We start from the raw sequence: 19,660 nt of genomic DNA, 5'->3' as shown, positions 1-19,660 counted from the left end.
ACCGGCTCAGCGCAGCACTTCGCGCTGCCAGCGGCGGGTCCAGTCCGGCATCAGCCGGGCCATGGTCTCAGGATCGAGGAAGAGCATTCTCGAGGCCTGCTCTGCGGTGGGCAGGATGCTGGCATATTCGCCCTCAACCACGACTTTCGTGTTCACCGGACCGATCACCTGGGCCTCCGAGAAGCATTTCTGTGCCTCGGCCGAAAGGACGATATCGACGAATTTCTCGGCCAGTTCAGCATTCTCGGCGCCCTTCGGGATCGAGATGGTCGGACGGATCCCGACGGCCCCCTCCTCAGGATAGGCCACAGCCAGCGGCAGACCCGATTTGATCGCCACGCCCGCACGGTCCGGATACCAGACGGCGAGATCAATTTCGCCGCGTTCAAAAAGCGCCACGACCTGATCCGCCTGGGTGTAGAGCAGCGCCGCAGATTTGGCGAGCGGGCCGATTTTCTCCAGCGCCGCCGCCGGATCTTCCAGCGCACCGCCCTCCATTGCATTTACCGCCGCCACAAACTGCCAGCCGGTGGTGCCGGAAATATCGCCAATGGTCACCCGGCCTTCATATCTGGGATCAAAGAGATCCTGCCAGGAGGTCGGCGGCTCGGCAAGCTTTTCACGGTTATAGACGATAGCCGTGGCGCCGAGCATGGCCGCCACATAGGCATCCTGCGCCCCCCAGGCCGCCTCAAGGATATCGGGCGCATTGCTGAGTTTGCTGCGGTCGAGCGGCTGCAGCAGGCCTTCATTGGCCAGCTGCACCGCAAAAGCGTCATCGGCAAAGACCACATCCACATCGGGCGACCCGGCACTGGCGCGCAGCGAGGCCGCGTGCTGCGCAGAGTTTGCGGGCTTGAGCAGGACTTCTGCCCCGGTGGCTGCCGTGAAACGCTCCGCATAGCAGCTTTGCAGATTCTCGGCAAAACCGCCGCCGAAAGTGCCAACCACCAGTTCCGCCGCAGAGCCTGCGCCCGGGGCACCAAAGGCCGCTGCCGCAGCGACTGCGGCGGGGATCATAAATTTGCTTTTCATCGCGGCCAGAACCTCCCAGTCCGGACTCCCGGCCGGGCCGGGGTGAATCTTCTTCAATTAATCTTTCACAAAAGATTTTTAAAAGCTATCAAAAGATCGCGGTTTGAGATATTTTCTGAAAGATAAGCCATGCCCAGCGAAGGAAACGTTACGTGAAGTCAGATGAGCGTGACCCGATTGCATACTGGGATGCCGACCGGATCGGCCGGGGTCTGCGGATGTGGCAGACCGAAGTGCCCCATATCGACAGCAGCGCCAAAGCCGTTGTCGGGCGGGTCCTGCATCTGCAGGAACTGATGACGGAACGCATCAACCGCAATCTGGCGAAGTTCAATCTGAAATTCCCAAGCTATGCCGTTATCGCCACGATCCGGGTCAGCGGCCCGCCCTACCGGATGTCGCCCGGCGAACTTTTGTCGCGGATCGTTCTCAGCTCCGGCGGACTATCGAACCTGCTGCGCCGCATGGAGGCCGATGGCTATATCATCCGCCGCGCCGACGAGCATGATGCGCGTGGCGTACAGGTCGAACTGACGCCCCGGGGCGTCGCCGTCGCTGATGAGGCGATGCGCGCCCATGCTGCACTCGAACATGAGCTGATCAGCGGCATGAGCGCGGCCGAGCAGGAAAACCTCGCCCGGCTTCTGGCCAAGGCCATTGTGCTCAACAGCGCGGTCTGAGCGGGGCGCTGAAAGCATGATCTGCCAGCTCTTTCTGCCCGTGCCGCGCGCCGGGGGCTGGCGGGCAGAGCCTGTGCGACCAGCATATACCCCCGACGCCTGAGCTCTGGCTGGCGCGCCACACTGGCGTTTTACACAGATCCCCGGTCTCAGGTCCCAGGATCTGAAACCTGCATGAGTTTGCACCGCCCTTCGGATGGCATGGCATTGAGCTCTCTCTTTCGCCCCTGACATAAGCCCGGGCCAGATCCCGGCCCGGCTCATCCGCCGGGTCTCAGCCCGGTGTTTTCTGTCCCCAGCGGTCGCAATAGATCAGTTCGTCCAGCGGCAGGCGCTGCCCCCAGCCCTTTGCCTCCAGTTCGGGATGATCATAAAGCTCATTCACATAACCAAGGCACAGATAGGCCACCGGCGTGACATGCTCGGGCAGGCCCAGAATCTCGCTCAGCGCGCCGGGGTGAAAGATGCTGACCCAGCCCAGACCAATGCCCTCGGCCCGCGCCGCCAGCCACAGGTTCTGCACCGCACAGACCGTCGAATGCAGATCGGTCTCGGGCTGATGGGTCCGCCCCAGCACCACGGGGCCGCCACGACTGTGGTCACAGGTCACGCAGATATTGAGCGGTGCCTCGACAATCCCCTGGAGCTTCAGCTGCGAATAAAGCGCACGCCGCGCAGCGCCAAACATCTGCCGCGCCTCTTCATTGGCCCGGCAGAACGCCTGCTGCACCGCGCCGCGCACCTCAGCACTGCGGATCAGCAGAAAATTCCACGGCTGCGACAGCCCGACCGAGGGCGCGGCATGGGCCGCCTACAGGATCCGCTCCAGCGCATCCCCGGCCAGCGGATCAGGAAGGAACTGGCTGCGCACATCGCGGCGCTCATAAATAGCGCGATACAGTGCCGCGCGTTCGGCATCACTGAAAGCGGCCGCGGGCCGCAAACCTGCTGGTTTCATGACATATCCCCTGTCAGACCGATGGCCCCGCCGCCTTCCGCGCGACAAAGCCTCTGGTGTCTGGCCGGTCTTCTGACTTGGCGTCATCCCTGCTGCGGCGCCTTCCCGGCACGGGGGCCAGTGGCATCTGCCGCCCGGTCAGCCTTACAGCGTTGGGCACGTCACGGATCTGCACCGTGTTCCCGATTATCCGCCGGGGATCAGCCCCGCGGCACCAGACCGGCAGAGCCTAGCGCCGCATCAGGCCTGCGGCAACCGGGCAAAAATCAGGGTGATCTCCGCCTTGCCATCGGCAAAGCTTTTGGTCACCCCCACCTCCATCGCCCGGGCCAGCTGCTCGACGATCGACAGGCCAAGTCCCACCCCCTGCGAACCAGGGCGCCGGGCAAAGGGCTGATCGCGGAACCCCTCGGCCGCCGGATTGCTGATCACCAGCCTGGCCGCGCCCTCTCCCTCCCGGCTCAGCCGCAGCCGCACCAGGCCCGAACCATGGCCGACCGCGTTTTCCAGCAGATTGCGCAGCAAAATCGCCAGGGCATCGGGATCGGCCGCCACCGGCATTTCGTCAAAATCGCCGTCGTCAAAAAGGATCGGATGGGCCGCATGCTCTCCCACCTCGCGCAGCAAAAGCCGCAGGATCTGCACAAGATCGCCCGGCCCACGGCCGAGCCCGATCCCCGCCTCCGAGCGCGACAGCTGCAACAGCCGCTCAACCCGCCGGGTCAGGCTGTCGAGCAGCGGCAGGGTGGCGCGCGCCTCGGGGTCCTGCGACAGATCGAGCCGGGCGCGGATCGCCGCCACCGGGGTGCGCAGCTCATGCGAGGCATTGGCGACGAACTGCCGCTCGGCATGGCGCAGCTCGCCGATCCGGGTGGTATACTGGTTCAGACCCTGGGCCAGCGGGGCCAGTTCACGCGGCAGCCCATGCTCGGGCAGCGGCGAAAGATCGCCGGGCGCGCGCCCCGAGATCGCCCGGGTCAGCGCCTCCAGCGGCGCGAAGCCCTGGCTCAGACTGTAGCGCAGCCCCAGGATCAGCAACAGGATCATCGGCAGGATCAGCAGCAGGAAGGCGGTGCCCGCCTCAAGCATTTCCTCGCGCCGCCAGGTGGTGCTGTGCCCGACCTCAATCACCGCATGTTCGGCGCTGAGCCGCAGCACCCGCCAGCCCGGCACGCGGTGGAACCCGTCCTCGGTCAGCACCGGCCAGGGCTGATCGGGCACCGGATCGGAACTGCGCAAAATGCGCAGGATGCGCTCGCCATTATTCGAATTGATGCCGATATTGCGCGGCACCACCCCGCCGGGCGTGGCATCAAGGAACAGGACCGTGGTCTGGGCGACAACCTCCATTTCCTCATCCAGCATCTCGCCGATCTCATAATCGAGAAAGGCCACAGCCAGGGCTGCCGTGACGAGCCAGATCACCCCCACCAGCAAGAGCACCCGCCTGGTCAGCCGGCGCCGGATCGACCAGGGCCTGTTCGCGGGCGCGCTCATGGCAGCAGATAGCCAAGGCCGCGCCGGGTAAGGATCCGCTCTGCCCCGATTTTCTGGCGCAGGCGTGAGATATAGACCTCAACCGCATTGCCTTCGATCCGGGCGTCAAAGGCATAGAGCGCCTCTTCCAGCACCGCCTTGCTCAGCACCCGGCCCCTCGCCCCGATCAGCGCCTCAAACAGCGCCCATTCGCGCGAGGTCAGGCGGATCTCCTCATCCCCGCGCCAGATCCGGGCCGCGGCCCGGTCGATCTGCAGATCGCCAAGCGCGATCCGGGTTTCCGGCAGGCCCTGGCCGCGCCGCGCATGGGCGCGCACCCGCGCCGCCAGCTCCTGCAGATCAAAAGGCTTAACCACATAATCATCGGCCCCCGCATCCAGCCCGGCAATACGGTCACTGATCTGATCGAGCGCCGTGGCGATGATCACCGGCGTGCGGTCGCGGCGCCCGCGCGCGGCCTTCAGCACCGTCAGCCCCGAGCCATCGGGCAGACCAAGATCCAGGATAACGCAGGCATATTCGCCGGTCAGCAGCGCCGCCTCGGCCCCGGCCGCATCGCTGACATGATCAACGGCGTGTCCCTGGCTCTGCAAAAACCGCAAAACCGAAAGGGCAAGATCTTCACTGTCTTCAACAAGGAGCAGGCGCATGGCTCTGGCATAGCCAATGCCCGGGCAACTGGCGAGAAAAAAGGCAGTCCCCGGCCATCATTGCAAGACTCGTGTAAGCTTCATGGCGCAAAGCGCGCCCTGACCGGCAGCGAGCCGGATAAAAAAGACAGGCCGATGAAACCTATTCCTCCCCTCTTCCGCTGGCGCCCCCGGATCACCCAGACCACGCTTACCCTGATCGTTGCCGCCTATATTCTGCTGGTGCTGAACCAGGGCTTCTGGAGCCGGCTCTTCACCCAGTTCCCCCTCAGTGACAGCCGCTCGCTGATGTTTGGCATCGGGATTTTTGCCCTGACTGTGTTTTTGCTGGAACTGCTGGGCCCCTGGCGGCTGCAAAAGCCGGTGGCAGCGGTGATGATCCTGATCGCCGCCAGCGCCGGTTATTATGAGCGCACCTTTGGCGTGCTGATCGACCGCGAAATGGTGCGCAATATCTTTGAGACCAATTCCGCCGAATCGGCGCAGCTGATCACCTTCCGCATGATCGCCACCATCACCCTGACCGGGGTGGTGCCGGCGCTTTTGCTGTTCTGGCCCGAGGTGCGCCGGGTTGCGCCCCTGCATCAGCTCTGGCGCTGGCCGCTTGGCGTCATGCTGAGCCTTGCCGTTTTCGTTGCGGCTTTGTTCAGCCATTACAAAGATTACTCGGCCATGCTGCGCGAGCGTAATGAGGTCATGGCCTCCTATCAGCCCGGGGCCAGCCTCGTCGCCGGGATCAGATATGCGCGTGAGCAATGGAAAACCGCCGATCCGGTCGCCGCCGCCTATGGGGTTGATGCGCAGCAGGGGCCAAAACTCGCTGCCGCAGAAAAGCCGGTGCTGCTGGTGCTCTTTGTCGGCGAGACCGCGCGGGCGCAGAATTTCGGCCTGAACGGCTATGAGCGCAACACCACCCCCGAACTGGCAAAGCGCGATGTCATCGCCTTCACCCAGACCACCGCCTGCGGCACCTCGACCGCGGTTTCGGTGCCCTGCATGTTCTCGGGCCTCGGCCAATCGGGCTATTCGCGCGCGGCCTTCCTCGGCCGCGAGAACCTGGTCGATGTGCTCGGCCATGCCGGGGTCAGCGTCGACTGGATCGACAATAATGCCGGACCGCAGAATGTGGCAAAGCGCATCGGCTGGCGGCAGATTGATGCCAGCCTCGCCCCCGGGGCCTGCAGCCCCGAATGCCGCGACGAGGCCTTCCTGCCCGAGATTGAGCGCACCCTCGCCACGATCACCGAAAACACCGTTCTGGTGCTGCATATGATCGGCAGCCATGGCCCGGCCTATTTCCAGCGCTATGCCGAAGCGCGGGCGCTGTTCCGGCCCGACTGCCGCAGCATGCAGTTCTCGGACTGCACCCCGGAAGAGATTGTCAGCGCCTATGACAATTCGATTGCCGAAACCGATTATGTTCTGGCGCAGACCATTGATCTGCTCGCCGCCTCAGACCGGGTGATCCCGGCGATGCTCTATATGTCCGATCATGGCGAATCTCTGGGCGAGAATGGTCTCTATCTCCATGCCGCCCCCGGCTTCATGGCCCCGCCGGAACAGACCCGTGTGCCCTTCGTGCTCTGGCTCGATCCGCGCTTTTCCGCCACGATGGGCCTGCGCCCGGACTGCCTGAAAGCCCTTGCCGATCAGCCGAGCAGTCAGGATAATCTCTTCCCGACCGTGCTGGGGCTGATGGATGTCGTCACCACAGTGCATGAGACGGCACTGGATCTGACCGCAACCTGCCATGGGGGACAACAGGTATGAGCCCGTCCGAGGAGAACCGCGCCGTTCCGGTGCCGCGCAAGGGCCCGCTGCATGTGATCGACGCGCTTGGCTATTCCATCGCCGGCATGCAGCGCCTCTGGCAGGAAACCGCAGCCCGGCTTGAGCTGGCCGGGGCCGCGCTAGGCGCGGTGGTGCTGGCCTTCTGTGCCACCGGACCGGCGGACTGGCTGATCTTTGGCGCTCTGTGTCTGGCCGTGCTGGTGGTCGAGGCGCTCAATACCGCGCTTGAGGTGCTGACCGACCGGATTTCGCCGGAATGGTCGCTGGATGCGAAACATGCCAAAGATCTCGGCTCGCTGGCCGTCGGTCTGACGCTTTTCGCGGCCAGCGGCTATCTGCTGCTGGTCGTGGCAAGGGCGGTCTTCGCCTGAACGGGTGCTGGCGCGTCGGGTAACCGGCGGGCCAGCCCTTTCCCGGTTACCCGGTGACCTTTTTCACGAATTGCGACTTCAGCCCCATCTGGCCGATGCCGGGGACTTTGCAGTCGATATCGTGATCACCGCCAACCAGCCGGATGCCCCGGACTTTGGTGCCGACCTTCACCACCTGGGAAGAGCCTTTGACCTTCAGATCCCTGATCACGGTCACCGTATCGCCATCGGACAGGATATTGCCCACCGCATCACGGACAGGCTCGGCAGTGCTGACCGCGCCAGTCCATTCATGGCCGCATTCCGGGCAGCTGAAAAGCGCATCCAGCTGATAGGTGAAAGCAGAAGAGCATTCGGGGCAGGGGGGAAGAGTGTCTGACATGGCCCTGCCATAGAGCGGGCCGGGGCCTTAGGCCAGCCCCTGATCGCCCTGATCACAGCCCTGGCGGATCGCCCTCTCTCTCCCGCAGGTTTCAGCCTGTTCTCTGCCCGCAACCCGGCCCCGCCGGCTCCGGCATCAGGGCCGGAACGGCGGATGATGAAAATAATTGATATAAAACATTAGATTAAAGAGCTTAATATTCTCCCGCTTCACGTTGAATTCATCCGGTCCGGATGGTTAATGGCTGAAAGTATTATGGGGGCCGCGATGGGCAGGATTTTTATTCTCGACGGCGGCATGGGCCGTGAACTTTTGCGCCGTGGCGCGCCGTTTCGCCAGCCCGAATGGTCTGCTTTGGCGCTGATCGAGGCGCCTGAACATGTCAGCGCGGTGCATGACGATTATATCCACGCCGGTGCGGATATGATCACCACCAACAGCTATGCAGTCGTGCCCTTCCATATCGGCGCCGAGCGTTTTGAGCGCGAAGGCCTTGGCCTGGCTCAGCTTTCGGGCCGTCTTGCCCGCGAAAGCGCAGCGCGCAGCGAGCGCAAAATCATCGTGGCCGGATCGCTGCCGCCGGTGCTGGGCTCGTACCGCCCCGATCTTTTTGACAAGGCAGAGGCGCGGCGGCTGCTCTCGGTGCTGATCACCGGCCTTGCGCCCTATGTCGATGTCTGGTTGGCCGAAACGCTCAGCTCGGTCGAGGAAGCCGAAACCGTGCGCGAGCTGCTGGCCGAGCTGCTGCCCGGCGACAGCCGTCCGCTCTGGGTGTCTTTCACTCTGGAAGACATCAAAGGCGCGGGCGAGGTGCTGGCAGGCCGGGCAGATCCGGTGCTGCGCTCGGGCGAAAAACTGGCCGGGGCCGTGCTGAGGGTCCGTGATCTCGGCGCAGAGGTGCTGCTGTTCAACTGCAGCCAGGCCGAATTCATGGAACCCGCGATCCGCATCGCAAGGCAAAACCTTGAGGGCCATCCGCTGGCCGGTCACATCGGCGCCTATGCCAATACTTTCGTGCCGGTGCCCGAAGGCGAGGATAAGGTCGCGGCCAATGGCGATCTGTGCCATCTGCGCGGCGATCTCGAACCCGCGCAATATGCCGCCATCGTGCAAGACTGGATCGCAGCCGGGGCAAGCTATGCCGGCGGCTGCTGCGGCATCGGCCCGGACCATATCTGCGCTTTGCACCACGATCACGCTCACTGAGCCCCGGATTCGAGAAAAATTATGACCGTTCAGAAGACCAGCCGTTCCCCGGTCTGGGCAATGCCGCGCCGTGCCTTCCTCGGCGGAGCCGCAGCCATGGCCGGGGCCAGCACGCTGATCCTGCCGCATAGCCTGATGGCGCAGACCAGCACCCCGAGCCGGGGCGGCCATCTGGTGATGGGGATCGATAATGCCTCAACCTCGGACCGGCTCGATCCGGCCTATTACTGGGAGCAGTTCAACTATCACTGCGGCACCCAGCTGTTCGACACGCTGACCGATCTCGACGACCAGGGCCTTGTGGCCCCCGCGCTTGCCGAAAGCTGGGAGCCGCGCCAGGGTGGCCAGCAATGGGTCTTTACCCTGCGCTCCGGGGTAAGTTTTCACAATGGCAAGGCGCTGGCCCCGGAAGATGTGATCTATTCGCTGAACCATCACCGCGGTGATGATACAGAATCGGCCGGCAAAAGCTATCTGATGGCGGTGACCGCGATCAGCAAGACCGGCCCGATGGAGATCACCATTGATCTCGATGCGCCAAATGCCGATTTCCCCTATCTGCTCAGCGATATTCACTATGTCGTCACTTTCGACGGCGCCAATTTCGATGAGGGCGTGGGCACCGGCCCCTATATTCTCGAGAATTTCGAGCCGGGCGTCAGCCTGCTGGTGCGCCGCAACGAGAATTACTGGAACCCGGCGCGCGGCTTCGTCGCCTCGATCGAGACCCTGGCCTATAATGATGCCTCGGCCCGGGTCGCGGCGCTGATGTCGGGCAGCCTGCATTTCATCAATAATATCAGCGCCCAGGTGGCAGGCCGACTGCGCGGCATGCCGCAGATCCAGCTGCTGGAGGAGCCTGATAATCAGCTCGGCCTCTTCGTTGGCCGCACCGATCAGGGCCCCTTTGCCAATGCCGATGTGCGCCGCGCGGTGAAATATGCCGTAGAGCGCGAGGAGCTGGTCGGGGCGATTTTCCCCGGCTCGGGCTCGGTGTCGCATGACAACCCGCTGTTCCCGACCAGCCGCTATTTCTCGACCGATCTGCCGCGCCATGATTACGATGCGGATAAGGCGGCGCATTACTGGAAGAAATCCGGCTATGACGGCCCGATCCGCCTCTCAGTCGCCGAAGGCGCTACCTTTGCCGGCACGGTGGAATGCGCCCAGCTGATCCAGGCCTCTGCCGCTGCGGCCGGTCTGCCCTTTGAGATCGACCGCGTCCCGGCCGATGGCTATTGGAGCGAAGTCTGGATGCAGCATGATTTCTGCTCCTCGGTCTGGTCGGCCCGCCCGACCGCCGATGCGCTGCTGTCGCTGCTCTATCATTCGCAATCCACCTGGAATGAGACCTATTGGAACAACAGCCGGTTTGACGGGATCATCACCGCCGCCCGGGGCGAGCTCGACGAGGCAAAGCGCCGCGCGCTTTACCATGACGCGCAGCTGCTGATCGTCGAGGAAAGCGCCTCGCTGATCCCGGTCTATCGCTCGATGCTGAACGGCGGCTCGGCGGATCTGCGCGGCTTCAGCGCAGTGCCGGGCCAGATTGCCCCGCGCATTGGCCCCTCGGTCTGGCTTGAGGCATGAGCCAGACCGGTTCGGCTAACAGCGCTCCCGCCTCCCCCGCCCGGCGGGGGGGGCTGCGCCCTCTGGCGCGGCGCTGGCCGAAAACGCTTTATGTGACGCGCCGGCTGGGGGCCTCGCTGCTGCTGCTCTGGCTGGTCTCGCTGCTGATTTTCCTCGGGCTTGAGCTGCTGCCCGGCGATGCCGCCCAGGCCATGCTGGGCAAGGCCGCTACTGAGACCAATCTCGCGGCCCTGCGTGCCGAGCTCGGTCTCGATCAGCCGATGTGGAGCCGCTACGCCGCCTGGATCGGCAATCTGCTGCAGGGCGATCTCGGCACCAGCTTCTCGAACCGCCGCCCGGTGGCCGATACAGTTTTGCCACGCCTCAGCCTGTCGCTTCTGCTGGCCTGCTGTGCCGCCCTCGTCACCCTTCCGCTGGCGATCACCGCCGGGGCCTGGGCGGCGCGCCATAATGGCAGCCGCTTTGACCGCTCCCTGCGGCTGATCGCGCGTTGCACCATTTCGGCCCCCGAATTTTTCACCGGCTATGCGGTGATCTTCATCTTCGCGCTCTGGCTTGGCTGGCTGCCCAGCTCGGTACCGCTGCGCCCCGGTATGGCGCTCTCTGCGCAGCTCCAGGCGATGATCCTGCCGGTGCTGGTGCTGTTTCTGGCCGTGGCCGGGCATGTGGTGATCACCACCCGCTCGGCGCTGCTCGATATTCTCTCGCAGCCCTGGATTGAGATGGCCCGGCTCAAGGGCCTCTCCGAGGCGCGGATCCTCTGGCAACATGCCCTGCCCAATGCCATCGGCCCCATCGCCAATGTCGCGCTGCTGAACCTCGCCTATATGATCACCGGGGTGATGGTGGTCGAGACGATTTTCGCTTTGCCCGGGCTTGGCCAGTATCTGGTCGACAGCGTGGCCAAGCGTGACATGCCGGTGGTTCAGGCCTGCAGCCTGATCTTTGCCGCGGTCTATATCCTGCTCAACCTCGGCGCCGATCTGGCAGCAACCCTCGGCACCCCCCGGATACGGAGCCGCCTGTGAGTTTTCCCCTGCTGGCCCGGCCTGGCGCGCTGCTCGCGTTTGTGGTGACCCTGGGCTATATCGCCACCGCTCTGTTCGCGCCGCTGCTCGCGCCTTTTGCACTCAATGAGGTGGTTGGCCCCGGCTGGCAGCCGCCTGGGGCCGGGCACCCTTTCGGCACCGATACCATTGGCCGCGACGTTTTTTCGCGGCTGATCTGGGCCACCCGCACCACGCTTGCCATGGCGGGGGCGGTGGTGGTTCTGGCGATGCTGAGCGGGGTCGGGGCCGGGCTGATTGCGGCTTTGCGCGGCGGTCTGACCGATCAGCTGCTGTCACGCTTTGTCGATCTGGTGATGGCGGTTCCGGCGCTGATCCTGATCCTGTTCCTGATCGCCGTCCTGCCGCGCGGCCCGGTCGAGCTGGTGCTGGTGATCGCGCTGGTTGAGATGACCCGCGTCTACCGGCTGACCCGGCTGCTGGCGGGCGAGATCGTCACCCGCGATTATATCGAAGCGGCGCGGCTGCGCGGCGAGACCACGCTCTGGATCGCATGCCGCGAAATCCTGCCAAATTGCTGGCGCCCGCTGCTGGCCGAAGCCGGGCTGCGGCTGATCTTTGCCGTGCTGATGCTCTCGACCGTTTCCTTCCTCGGCCTTGGCATTCAGCCCCCCGATACCGACTGGGGCAGTCTGATCCGCGAGAATAAAGACGGTATGCTGTTCGGCGCCACTTCGGTGCTGTTCCCCGGGGCGGCGATTGCCATCCTGTCGATCGCCATCGGCGCGCTGATTGACCTTGTTTCGGAGCGCAGAAGCTGATGGCTGCCCCCCTTCTTCACTGCCAGGATCTGGTCATTGCCGCCGCCGCCGATCCGGACCGGCCGGTGGTGCGCGGCCTGTCCTTCAGCCTCAGAGCCGGTGAGGTTCTGGGGCTGATCGGCGAATCCGGGGCGGGCAAGACCACGCTTGGTCTCGCGGCCCTCGGCCATCTGCGCCCGGGGCTGCGCCATATCAGCGGCGAGATGCGCTTCGAGGGCCAGGATCTGCTGCAGATGCCCGAGGCGGCCCGGCGCAGATTGCGCGGTCAGCGCATCTGCTATGTCGCCCAGTCTGCGGCGGCGAGTTTCAACCCGGGCCAGACCCTGCTGCGCCAGATGACCGAGCCCTTGCGCCTTGCCGGCCTGGCCCGGGCCGCGATCAGCGCCCGGCTTGCGCCGCTGCTCAGCGCGCTTGCCCTGCCCGGGGCTGAGGTGCTGGCCAGGCGCTATCCGCATGAAATGTCGGGCGGGCAGCTGCAGCGGGCGATGATCGCCATGGCACTGCTGCCCGGCCCGGCGCTGATCGTATTTGACGAGCCGACCACCGCGCTCGACAGCGAGACCGAGGCCGATGTGCTGGAGGCGATCCGCAGCGCCATCCGCCTGACCGGGGTTGGGGCGCTCTATATCAGCCATGATCTCGAACTGGTCACCGGCCTTGCTGACCGGGTGCTGGTGCTGCGCCATGGCAGCCTGATCGAAGAGGCCCCGAGCCTCTCCCTGCACCGCGCGCCGCAAAGCGCCTATGCAAAGGCCCTGCTGGCGGCGCGCGACATTGCGGCCCCGGCCCGGCCACAGGATCCGGCGCCGGTGCTGGAACTTTGCGGCCTCAGCCTCGCCCATGGCGCCGGGCCAGCGCTGTTTGAAAACCTGTCCTTCAGCCTTGGCCGCGGCGAGACCCTGGCGCTGACCGGCCCCTCGGGCAGCGGCAAATCGAGCGTGATGCGGGCGATCACCGGACTGCTGCCGCCGCTTACCGGCGAGATCCGCCGCGAGGGCCGGCGGCTGCCCGCGAGGCTCGGCCAGCGCAGCAAGGCCGATCTGGCGGCGATCCAGATCGTGCATCAGCTGCCCGATCTGGCGCTGAACCCGGCGCAGAGCGTCGCCATGGCCCTGGCCCGCGGGCTGCGCCTGTCGCGCCGCGCCCCGGACCGCGTGACGCTTGAGGCGCTGATGCGCGATGTCGATCTCGACCCTGCCCTGCTCGGGCGCAGCCCCGCCACCCTTTCGGGCGGGCAGAAACAGCGTGTCTGTATCGCCCGCGCCCTCGCCGCCGAACCCTCGATCCTGATCTGCGACGAGCCCACCGCCGCGCTCGACCCGCTGGTGGCCAAAGAGGTGCTCGCCACCCTGCGCCGTCTGCAGGAAGAGCGGCAGATGGCCTGTCTGATGATCACCCATGACCGCCAGCTGGTCGCCCGGTTCTGCCACCGCGAAGTCGCGCTCGGCTGAATGGGGTCAGCCCCGGCCGGGTTCAGGGCAGCATATGCTCCCAGACCCCGGTGCCGAGATAAAGCAGCAGCAGCGCGGTCAGCACCTCCATCCCGCCTGCGAGCAGCCAGATCAGCCCGCCAAGGCCGAAGGGCCGCCGCTTCGCCACCGTCTTCAGCGCCCGGATCGCGGTTTTGACATCCATCTCAAAGAATTCGCGGCGCCGGTTGACCCGATAGACCGCCAGCTCCTGATGCAGCGCCCGCTCGACCCTGAGCGCATTGCTGACCCGCAGCGAATATTCCAGCCGGAACGGCGTCGGCACGCCGGTCGCCGCACCAAGCTCGCGGTTCCTCTGCTGCGGGCTGGTGGTGGTCATGCCGATCTTCAGCAGCCCCGGCATCGAGGCATTCGACATGATATAAACCCATTGTATCCTGGGCAGCCGGGGGGTCTTTTTCTTCTTCTTGCGCGCCATCAGATCGCCCGCGGGCGGAAACCAGTTACACCCCGGGGGCAGTATGACGCCGCCAGATGCCTGAAATTCCGGGGAATTACCAGATTATTTCACGAACATTAAGCGAATATTCGCCTTTATCCCGGCGGATCGGACCATAGGGCAGAAAGGCCAGCCTTTCCCCGATCTGCAGCGCACAGCGCCAAGGAATGCCTCACAGACCCGTGCATCCCCGCCCCGGGCCATCCCCCGGCCGGGGCGGAGCCTGGCCGGTCCCTGCCCGACAGGCCCGGGCCGGTTTCGGCCAGGCGGCTCAATATAGTTGTAAATTCAAATTAACACATGTATCAATCAGGCGTCGACAGGGGGAATCCGCCCTGCCGACCGGCCTTCCGCGCCGGATATGCGGAGAAATTTGGGAGGATTTCATGAAGAAACTGGCAACCCTTCTGGCCGGGGCCGCCTTTGCTCTGCCGCTGGCCGCACTGGCCGAAGAGGCTCCGGGCACGGTGAAAAAGGACAGCTACCGCTTCCTGATCGTGCCGAAAGTGGTGCACCCCTGGTTCGACAAGGTGAATGACGGCGCGCAGATGGCCGCCGCCGCCCTGCAGGCCCAGACCGGCGCCTCGGTCGAGATCGTCTATTCCGCTCCCCAGAGTGCAGATGTGGTCCAGCAGGTGCAGATCGTTGAGAGCGCCATCTCGACCCGCCCCGATGGCATCGCCATCGACCTGCTCGATCCCGAGGGCAACCGCGCCTCGCTGGAAGCGGCGCAGTCGCAGGATATTCCGCTGGTTCTCTTCGATTCCGTGCCGCCCGAAGGCATGGCGATCCCCTATATCGGCTCGGATTTCTGCGAACAGGCCAAAATCGCCTCGCGGCGTCTGGTTGAGGTTCTCGGCGGCGAGGGCGAGGTTGCGATCATGATGGGCGTGCCGACCGCGCCGAACCATTCGATCCGCGCCGATTGCCACCGCCAGGTCTTTGCCGAACATCCCGGCATCAAGGTTGTGGCCGAAGGGATCGATAATGATTCCATCGAGATCGCCCAGCAGCAGGCCTCGGCCATCATGCAGGCCAACCCCAATCTGAAGGGCTGGGTCGCCTCGGATGCGGCAGGCCCGATCGGGATCGGCCAGGCCATTATTGAGGCGGGCAAACAGGGCGAAGTGACCCTGGTCGGCCTCGATAACCTGCCGGAAATGCTCGATATGATCCGTTCAGGCGTCGCCGACAGCTCCTCGGCCTCGCAGCCCGAGCTGCAGGGCTACTGGTCGGTGATGCTACTCTGGCAGCAGGCCACCGGCGCCCCGGTGCCGCAGTTCCTCGACACCGGCAATGCCTTCCTGACCAAAGAAAACCTCGGCGGCTGAGCTGAAGAGGGCGGGCCGGGAGAACCGGCCCGCAACCCGCGCCTCTGCCGTATCGCCGCTTTGCCGGCTGCGGCAAAGCCAATCCTTCGGAGATATATTATGGCCTATCTGGAGGCACGTGGCCTCGGCCGCGATTTTCCGGGCGTCACCGCGCTGAACGGCGTCGATCTGTCCGTTGAGCTGGGACGCACCCATATTCTGGCGGGCGAGAATGGCGCCGGAAAATCCACGCTGGTGAAGATCCTGACCGGCACCGACCGCGCCTCGCGCGGCGAGATCCACATCGATGGCCAGGACCCGCTGACCACGCCCGATCTGTTTCGCAAAATCGCCTATGTGCCCCAGGAGCTGTCGCTTTTCCCCGATATCACCGTGGCGGAAAACCTGTTCATGCCCTTCAGCCGCACCGGCCATGGCGGGCTGGTGAACCGGCGCCGGATGGAGGCCGAAGCCCAGGACTATCTCGACCGTTTCGGTATCCGCGCCCGCCCCTCAGATCTGGTGCGCCATATCCCGGTGCCCGATCAGCAGCTGTTACAGATCGCCCGCGCCTCGACCAATAAAGAGATGAAGGTGCTGATCCTCGACGAGCCGACCTCGGCCCTGACCGCCTCCGAGGTGGAGCGCGTCTTCAGGGTGATCCGCGATTTTCTCGCCAGCGGCCATGCCATCGTCTTCATCTCGCATAAGATGGAAGAGGTCTTCGGTATCGGCGATGATTTCACCGTGCTGCGCAATGGCGAAAAGGTCGGATCGGGCCAGATCCGCGACATAGACGAGCCCGCGCTGATCCGCGCCATGTCGGGCCGCGACGTGTCGATTGATGCGCATTTCCGCCCCGAATGCCCGGTCAGTGATACGATCATGGCGGTCGAGGGCCTCAGCGGCGAGCAGTTCCAGGACGCGAGCTTTACCCTCAGACGTGGCGAGATCCTCGGCTTTGCCGGCCTGGTCGGCGCGGGCCGCTCCGAGCTGATGCAGGCGATTTTCGGCTTCCGCAAAACCCGTGCTGGCCGGGTGACGGTCGGGGGTAAGGCCTGGAAGCTGAATGATCCCGCAGCCTCGGTGGCGAATGGCATGCTCTATCTCTCGGAAGAGCGCAAACATCACGGCATTTTCCCGCTGCTGTCGCTGCGCGAGAATATCGGCATTTCCATTCTCGCGCTGACCTCGGGCAAGGCCGGGATCAACGCCGGACGCGAGCGCAGCCTGGTAGAAAAAGTGATCGGCGATTACGGCATCCGCGCCGCTGGCATGGGCCAGAAAATCTCGACACTTTCGGGCGGCAACCAGCAAAAAGCCATCATTGGCCGCGCCATGGCCACGCGCCCGCGCATCATGGTGTTTGACGAGCCGACCAAGGGCATCGATATCCGCACCAAGGCCGAAATTTATAAGATCATGAAAACCCTCGCCGAAGAGGGCGTGGGCATCATTCTGATCTCTTCCGAGATGACCGAGCTGCGCCGCTGCGCCAGCCGCATCATCACCATGCACAGCGGCCGGCTGACCGGCGATTTTGAGGCCGCCACCACCAATAGCGAAACCCTGGTCGGGGCGATCTTCGCCTCCGGCACTGCTGCTGCACAGATCCCTGCAGGAGCCAGTTCTGACGCGGAGACCTCTCATGTCCACTGATGCCAGCGCCCCCGCCGGGCGCCCCTCTTTCCTGACCGTGATCCTGCGCAATCCGCTGGCCGGGGTGTTTATCGCACTGCTGGCGATCTTCGCGGTCTCCTGCCTGATCTCGCCCTATTTCCTCTCGGCCTATAATATGTCGGTCATTGCCCGGGGCCTCGCCTTTGTCGGCATCATGACCATTGCGCAAAGCGCGCTGATGATCCTCGGCGAACTCGATCTCTCGCTCGGCACCATTGGCGGGCTTTGCGGCGTTGTCTCGGGCATGCTGATGGTTCAGGCCGGGGTGAACCCCTGGGCGGCGATTGCCCTGTCGATGGCGCTCGGGCTTGGCCTTGGCCTGCTGAACGGTTTTCTGGTGACCGCGCTTGGCCTGCATTCACTGGTGCTGACCATCGGCATGGCCGGGATCTATGGCGGCGCGATCCTTGTGCTGACCAAGGGCGTGGCAATCACCGGCATTCCGGCTGAGATCCATTTCCTCGGTCGCGGCGATGCCTTTGGCGTGCCGGTGCCCTTCATCATCATGATGCTGGTGCTGCTGATCGCCTTGTTTCTGACCATGAAAACCCCGATGGGCCGCTATATGTATGCCATCGGTAATAATGCCCCGGCGGCGCGGATGCTGGGGATCCGGGTCAACCGCATCCGGCTGATCATCTTTGCCCTGGCGGGCATGCTTTCGGCCCTGGCCGGGGTGCTGATGGTGGCGCGTCTCGGCACGGCCCAGCCCTCGATCGGTCAGGCCTGGGTGCTGGCCCCGATCGCCGCCGCCGTCATCGGTGGCGTCGCCACCACCGGCGGCGTCGGCTCGCCTCTGGGCGGTATTTTTGGCGCAGCCATCATTGCCATCATTGAAAATATTATCGTGCTGTTTGGCGTCTCCCCCTATTGGCAGGGCGTGGTTTCCGGGGCAATCGTGGTGCTTGCGATCTCCTTCGATGCCCTCTCCCGCCGCTATATCCGCCGCGACGCCAGCTGAGCAGAAGGATCCGAGCTGTGAACAAAAGCAAAAAACTGATCAACCTGCCCGAAAATATCATCCCCGAGATGATCCAGGGCATGGTCGGCGCACATCCCGATATCCTCAGCCTCGAGGGTCGCACCGGCCGCGCGATTGTGGCCGTCGACGGGCCGCGTGATGGCAAGGTCGGCATCGTGATCGGCGGCGGCTCGGGCCATGAGCCGGCCTTCGCCGGCTATGTCGGCCGCGGCCTCGCCGATGCGGCGGCGGTGGGCAATATCTTCGCCTCGCCCTCGCCCGACCATATCACCGATGCGGCGCATCAGGCCAATGGCGGCGCGGGTGTGCTGATGCTTTACGGCAATTACACCGGCGATGTGCTGAATTTCACCATGGCGCTGGAAGAGCTGGAAGCCGCAGGCATTCCGGCCCGCCAGCTCGCCGTCGCGGATGATGTGGCCTCGGCCCCGGCAGACCGCAGGGGCGAGCGGCGCGGCATTGCCGGGGATTTCTTCGTCTTCAAAATCGCCGGCGCCGCCGCCGATCAGGGCGAGCCGCTCGCAAGGGTCGAGGCCCTGGCCCGGAAAGCCAATGCCCATACCCTGTCGATGGGCGTGGCGCTTGCCCCCTGCTCGCTGCCCCAGACCGGCAAGCCGAATTTCGAAATCGGCGATGACGAGATGGAGATCGGCATGGGCCTGCATGGCGAGCCCGGTATGCGCCGCGATAAGCTGGCGACGGCCGATGCCGTCACCGATGAGCTGGTCAGCACCATCCTTGCCGAGATGCAGCCGGTGGCGGGGGACCGGGTGGCGGTGCTGGTCAATGGCCTTGGCGCCACCACCTATGTCGAACTCTACCTGATCTTTAACCGGGTGAAGCAGATCCTCGACGGCAGGGGCATTCAGATCCACCGCTCCTGGGTTGGCGAATATGCCACCTCGCTGGAAATGGCCGGGGCCTCGGTCACCCTGCTGAAGCTCGATGATGAGCTGACCGGGCTGCTCGACCATCCCTGCCGCAGCGTGGCATTGACGGTTGGCAGCACAGCCGCCGGTGACACCCGGGGGGCGCGCACCCAGCGCCGCGCGACCGGGAGCGAGGCGCAGGAAGCCACTCCCCAGGCCGATCTGATCACCCTGGGCAATATCACCCCGCTGGTGTTTCGCGAGATGATGGCCGAGGCCGGGCGCCAGATCATCGCCGCGCGCGACTGGCTCTCGGAACTCGATGGCGTCATCGGCGATGGCGATCACGGCGTGACGATGGAAATCGGCTGGAAAGCGGTGCAGGCCGCCCTCGCCAATGCGCCCCAGGATGAGACGATCGAGGGCAGCTGCAAACGCATGGCCAAGGCCTTCCTCGATGCGGTCGGCGCCTCCTCCGGCCCGCTTTACGCCACGGCCTTCCTGCGCGCGGGCACGGCGGTGGGCGGGCGGCAGAACCTTGACGGCGCGGCGCTGGCCACCTGGCTGGCCGCAGCTTTGCAGGGCATCCGCGACCGGGGCCGGGCCGAGCCGGGCGATAAAACCATGATCGACGCCTGGGTTCCGGCGGTTGAGGCCGCCCAGGGCCTTGGCGCCACAGCCAGCGAGAGCGAAGTGATGCAGGCGGCCCGCGACGGGGCCGAGCGCGGCATGAATGCCACCGCCGCGCTGGAATCGCGGCGCGGCCGTTCGGCCAAGCTCGGCGCCCGTTCGGTCGGGCATATCGACCCCGGCGCGGCCTCGACCTTTATCATCCTGCGCGCGATGAGCGCGGCGCTCGACCGCGCCCCCGTCTGATAGCCCCGCCTGATAATCAGACCTGA

17 protein-coding genes, 1 pseudogene and 1 riboswitch are annotated in these 19,660 nt (G+C 64.8%); of the genes and pseudogenes, 12 read left to right on the top strand and 6 right to left on the bottom strand.

The window, feature by feature from the left end; translation table 11 throughout:
* Window positions 1–6: 6 nt before the first annotated feature.
* Complete coding sequence (locus tag H0485_RS12260) at window positions 7–1,035, bottom strand: ABC transporter substrate-binding protein (RefSeq protein ID WP_226935945.1); 1,029 nt, start codon at window positions 1,033–1,035, stop codon at window positions 7–9.
* Window positions 1,036–1,187: 152 nt separating this feature from the next.
* Between H0485_RS12260 and H0485_RS12255 the strand changes: the two genes are divergently transcribed.
* A complete protein-coding gene (locus tag H0485_RS12255) occupies window positions 1,188–1,715 on the top strand; it encodes a MarR family winged helix-turn-helix transcriptional regulator (protein ID WP_226935943.1) in 528 nt (175 codons plus the stop codon).
* A gap of 274 nt (window positions 1,716–1,989) precedes the next feature.
* On the opposite strand, the pseudogene bluB reads toward H0485_RS12255, so the two are convergent.
* From bluB to H0485_RS12240, 3 genes and pseudogenes are all read right to left on the bottom strand, one after another.
* Window positions 1,990–2,673: pseudogene (bluB, locus tag H0485_RS12250) on the bottom strand (5,6-dimethylbenzimidazole synthase).
* A 45-nt stretch (window positions 2,674–2,718) separates the two neighbouring features.
* Window positions 2,719–2,907: riboswitch (cobalamin riboswitch) on the bottom strand.
* A gap of 6 nt (window positions 2,908–2,913) precedes the next feature.
* Entirely contained in the window at window positions 2,914–4,170 is a 1,257-nt protein-coding gene (locus tag H0485_RS12245; protein ID WP_226935941.1) for a sensor histidine kinase, read from the bottom strand.
* Entirely contained in the window at window positions 4,167–4,820 is a 654-nt protein-coding gene (locus tag H0485_RS12240) for a response regulator (protein WP_226935939.1), read from the bottom strand. The genes H0485_RS12245 and H0485_RS12240 overlap by 4 nt, the downstream gene beginning before the upstream one ends.
* A 135-nt stretch (window positions 4,821–4,955) precedes the next feature.
* Here H0485_RS12240 and H0485_RS12235 point away from each other — a divergent pair, with 135 nt between their 5' ends.
* Together H0485_RS12235 and H0485_RS12230 are read left to right on the top strand one after the other, a co-directional pair.
* On the top strand, window positions 4,956–6,590 hold the full coding sequence (locus H0485_RS12235) for a phosphoethanolamine transferase (protein ID WP_226935937.1): 1,635 nt from the start codon (window positions 4,956–4,958) through the stop codon (window positions 6,588–6,590).
* Window positions 6,587–6,982 (top strand): diacylglycerol kinase, encoded by a 396-nt coding sequence (locus H0485_RS12230; RefSeq protein ID WP_226935935.1) that lies wholly within the window; start codon window positions 6,587–6,589, stop codon window positions 6,980–6,982. Before H0485_RS12235 ends, H0485_RS12230 begins: the two co-directional genes overlap by 4 nt.
* A gap of 46 nt (window positions 6,983–7,028) precedes the next feature.
* On the opposite strand, the gene H0485_RS12225 is transcribed toward H0485_RS12230, so the two are convergent.
* The gene (locus H0485_RS12225) at window positions 7,029–7,364 is read right to left on the bottom strand and encodes a zinc ribbon domain-containing protein YjdM (RefSeq protein WP_226935933.1); all 336 of its coding nucleotides are present in this window, start codon (window positions 7,362–7,364) and stop codon (window positions 7,029–7,031) included.
* A 240-nt stretch (window positions 7,365–7,604) separates the two neighbouring features.
* On the opposite strand from H0485_RS12225, the gene H0485_RS12220 reads away from it, so the two are divergent.
* From H0485_RS12220 to H0485_RS12200, 5 genes are read left to right on the top strand one after another with little or no spacing between them, the layout of a single operon-like run.
* Complete coding sequence (locus H0485_RS12220; RefSeq protein WP_226935931.1) at window positions 7,605–8,570, top strand: homocysteine S-methyltransferase family protein; 966 nt, start codon at window positions 7,605–7,607, stop codon at window positions 8,568–8,570.
* A gap of 21 nt (window positions 8,571–8,591) precedes the next feature.
* Entirely contained in the window at window positions 8,592–10,160 is a 1,569-nt protein-coding gene (locus H0485_RS12215) for an ABC transporter substrate-binding protein (RefSeq protein WP_226935930.1), read from the top strand.
* Entirely contained in the window at window positions 10,157–11,188 is a 1,032-nt protein-coding gene (locus tag H0485_RS12210; RefSeq protein WP_226935928.1) for an ABC transporter permease, read from the top strand. Before H0485_RS12215 ends, H0485_RS12210 begins: the two co-directional genes overlap by 4 nt.
* Window positions 11,185–11,988, top strand: coding sequence for an ABC transporter permease (locus H0485_RS12205; protein ID WP_226935926.1), 804 nt, complete (start codon window positions 11,185–11,187; stop codon window positions 11,986–11,988). The genes H0485_RS12210 and H0485_RS12205 overlap by 4 nt, the downstream gene beginning before the upstream one ends.
* Window positions 11,988–13,439 carry an ABC transporter ATP-binding protein gene (locus tag H0485_RS12200; RefSeq protein WP_226935924.1) on the top strand — a complete coding sequence of 484 codons (1,452 nt, stop codon included), beginning with the start codon at window positions 11,988–11,990 and terminating at the stop codon, window positions 13,437–13,439. Before H0485_RS12205 ends, H0485_RS12200 begins: the two co-directional genes overlap by 1 nt.
* 22 nt (window positions 13,440–13,461) lie before the next feature.
* Here H0485_RS12200 and H0485_RS12195 read toward each other — a convergent pair whose 3' ends face one another.
* Window positions 13,462–13,896 (bottom strand): GIY-YIG nuclease family protein, encoded by a 435-nt coding sequence (locus H0485_RS12195; protein WP_226935922.1) that lies wholly within the window; start codon window positions 13,894–13,896, stop codon window positions 13,462–13,464.
* A 407-nt stretch (window positions 13,897–14,303) separates the two neighbouring features.
* On the opposite strand from H0485_RS12195, the gene H0485_RS12190 reads away from it, so the two are divergent.
* The 4 genes from H0485_RS12190 (at window position 14,304) to dhaL (ending at window position 19,634) form a co-directional block, all read left to right on the top strand.
* Window positions 14,304–15,248, top strand: a complete 945-nt coding sequence (locus tag H0485_RS12190) for a substrate-binding domain-containing protein (protein ID WP_226935920.1) — start codon at window positions 14,304–14,306, stop codon at window positions 15,246–15,248.
* 99 nt (window positions 15,249–15,347) lie between these two features.
* Entirely contained in the window at window positions 15,348–16,886 is a 1,539-nt protein-coding gene (locus H0485_RS12185) for a sugar ABC transporter ATP-binding protein (protein WP_226935918.1), read from the top strand.
* Window positions 16,876–17,868: an ABC transporter permease gene (locus tag H0485_RS12180; RefSeq protein WP_226935916.1), complete on the top strand. Its 993-nt coding sequence runs from the start codon at window positions 16,876–16,878 to the stop codon at window positions 17,866–17,868. Before H0485_RS12185 ends, H0485_RS12180 begins: the two co-directional genes overlap by 11 nt.
* 17 nt (window positions 17,869–17,885) lie before the next feature.
* Complete coding sequence (gene dhaL / locus H0485_RS12175) at window positions 17,886–19,634, top strand: dihydroxyacetone kinase subunit DhaL (protein ID WP_226935914.1); 1,749 nt, start codon at window positions 17,886–17,888, stop codon at window positions 19,632–19,634.
* Window positions 19,635–19,660: the final 26 nt, after the last annotated feature.

It is taken from the genome of Pseudogemmobacter faecipullorum (assembly GCF_020539525.1).
GTDB lineage: Bacteria > Pseudomonadota > Alphaproteobacteria > Rhodobacterales > Rhodobacteraceae > Pseudogemmobacter > Pseudogemmobacter faecipullorum.
Note: the sequence above shows the minus strand (reverse complement) of the source record. Positions and strands in the feature narration are given on the sequence as shown.

Bases quoted from the DNA above. Each gene is read 5' to 3' on its own strand.
- H0485_RS12260 (WP_226935945.1), bottom strand. From the start codon at position 1,035: ATGAAAAGCAAATTTATGATCCCCGCCGCAGTCGCTGCGGCAGCGGCC.
- H0485_RS12245 (WP_226935941.1), bottom strand. From the start codon at position 4,170: ATGAGCGCGCCCGCGAACAGGCCCTGGTCGATCCGGCGCCGGCTGACC.
- H0485_RS12240 (WP_226935939.1), bottom strand. From the start codon at position 4,820: ATGCGCCTGCTCCTTGTTGAAGACAGTGAAGATCTTGCCCTTTCGGTT.
- H0485_RS12235 (WP_226935937.1), top strand. From the start codon at position 4,956: ATGAAACCTATTCCTCCCCTCTTCCGCTGGCGCCCCCGGATCACCCAG.
- H0485_RS12230 (WP_226935935.1), top strand. From the start codon at position 6,587: ATGAGCCCGTCCGAGGAGAACCGCGCCGTTCCGGTGCCGCGCAAGGGC.
- H0485_RS12225 (WP_226935933.1), bottom strand. From the start codon at position 7,364: ATGTCAGACACTCTTCCCCCCTGCCCCGAATGCTCTTCTGCTTTCACC.
- H0485_RS12220 (WP_226935931.1), top strand. From the start codon at position 7,605: ATGGCTGAAAGTATTATGGGGGCCGCGATGGGCAGGATTTTTATTCTC.
- H0485_RS12215 (WP_226935930.1), top strand. From the start codon at position 8,592: ATGACCGTTCAGAAGACCAGCCGTTCCCCGGTCTGGGCAATGCCGCGC.
- H0485_RS12210 (WP_226935928.1), top strand. From the start codon at position 10,157: ATGAGCCAGACCGGTTCGGCTAACAGCGCTCCCGCCTCCCCCGCCCGG.
- H0485_RS12200 (WP_226935924.1), top strand. From the start codon at position 11,988: ATGGCTGCCCCCCTTCTTCACTGCCAGGATCTGGTCATTGCCGCCGCC.
- H0485_RS12195 (WP_226935922.1), bottom strand. From the start codon at position 13,896: ATGGCGCGCAAGAAGAAGAAAAAGACCCCCCGGCTGCCCAGGATACAA.
- H0485_RS12190 (WP_226935920.1), top strand. From the start codon at position 14,304: ATGAAGAAACTGGCAACCCTTCTGGCCGGGGCCGCCTTTGCTCTGCCG.
- H0485_RS12185 (WP_226935918.1), top strand. From the start codon at position 15,348: ATGGCCTATCTGGAGGCACGTGGCCTCGGCCGCGATTTTCCGGGCGTC.
- H0485_RS12180 (WP_226935916.1), top strand. From the start codon at position 16,876: ATGTCCACTGATGCCAGCGCCCCCGCCGGGCGCCCCTCTTTCCTGACC.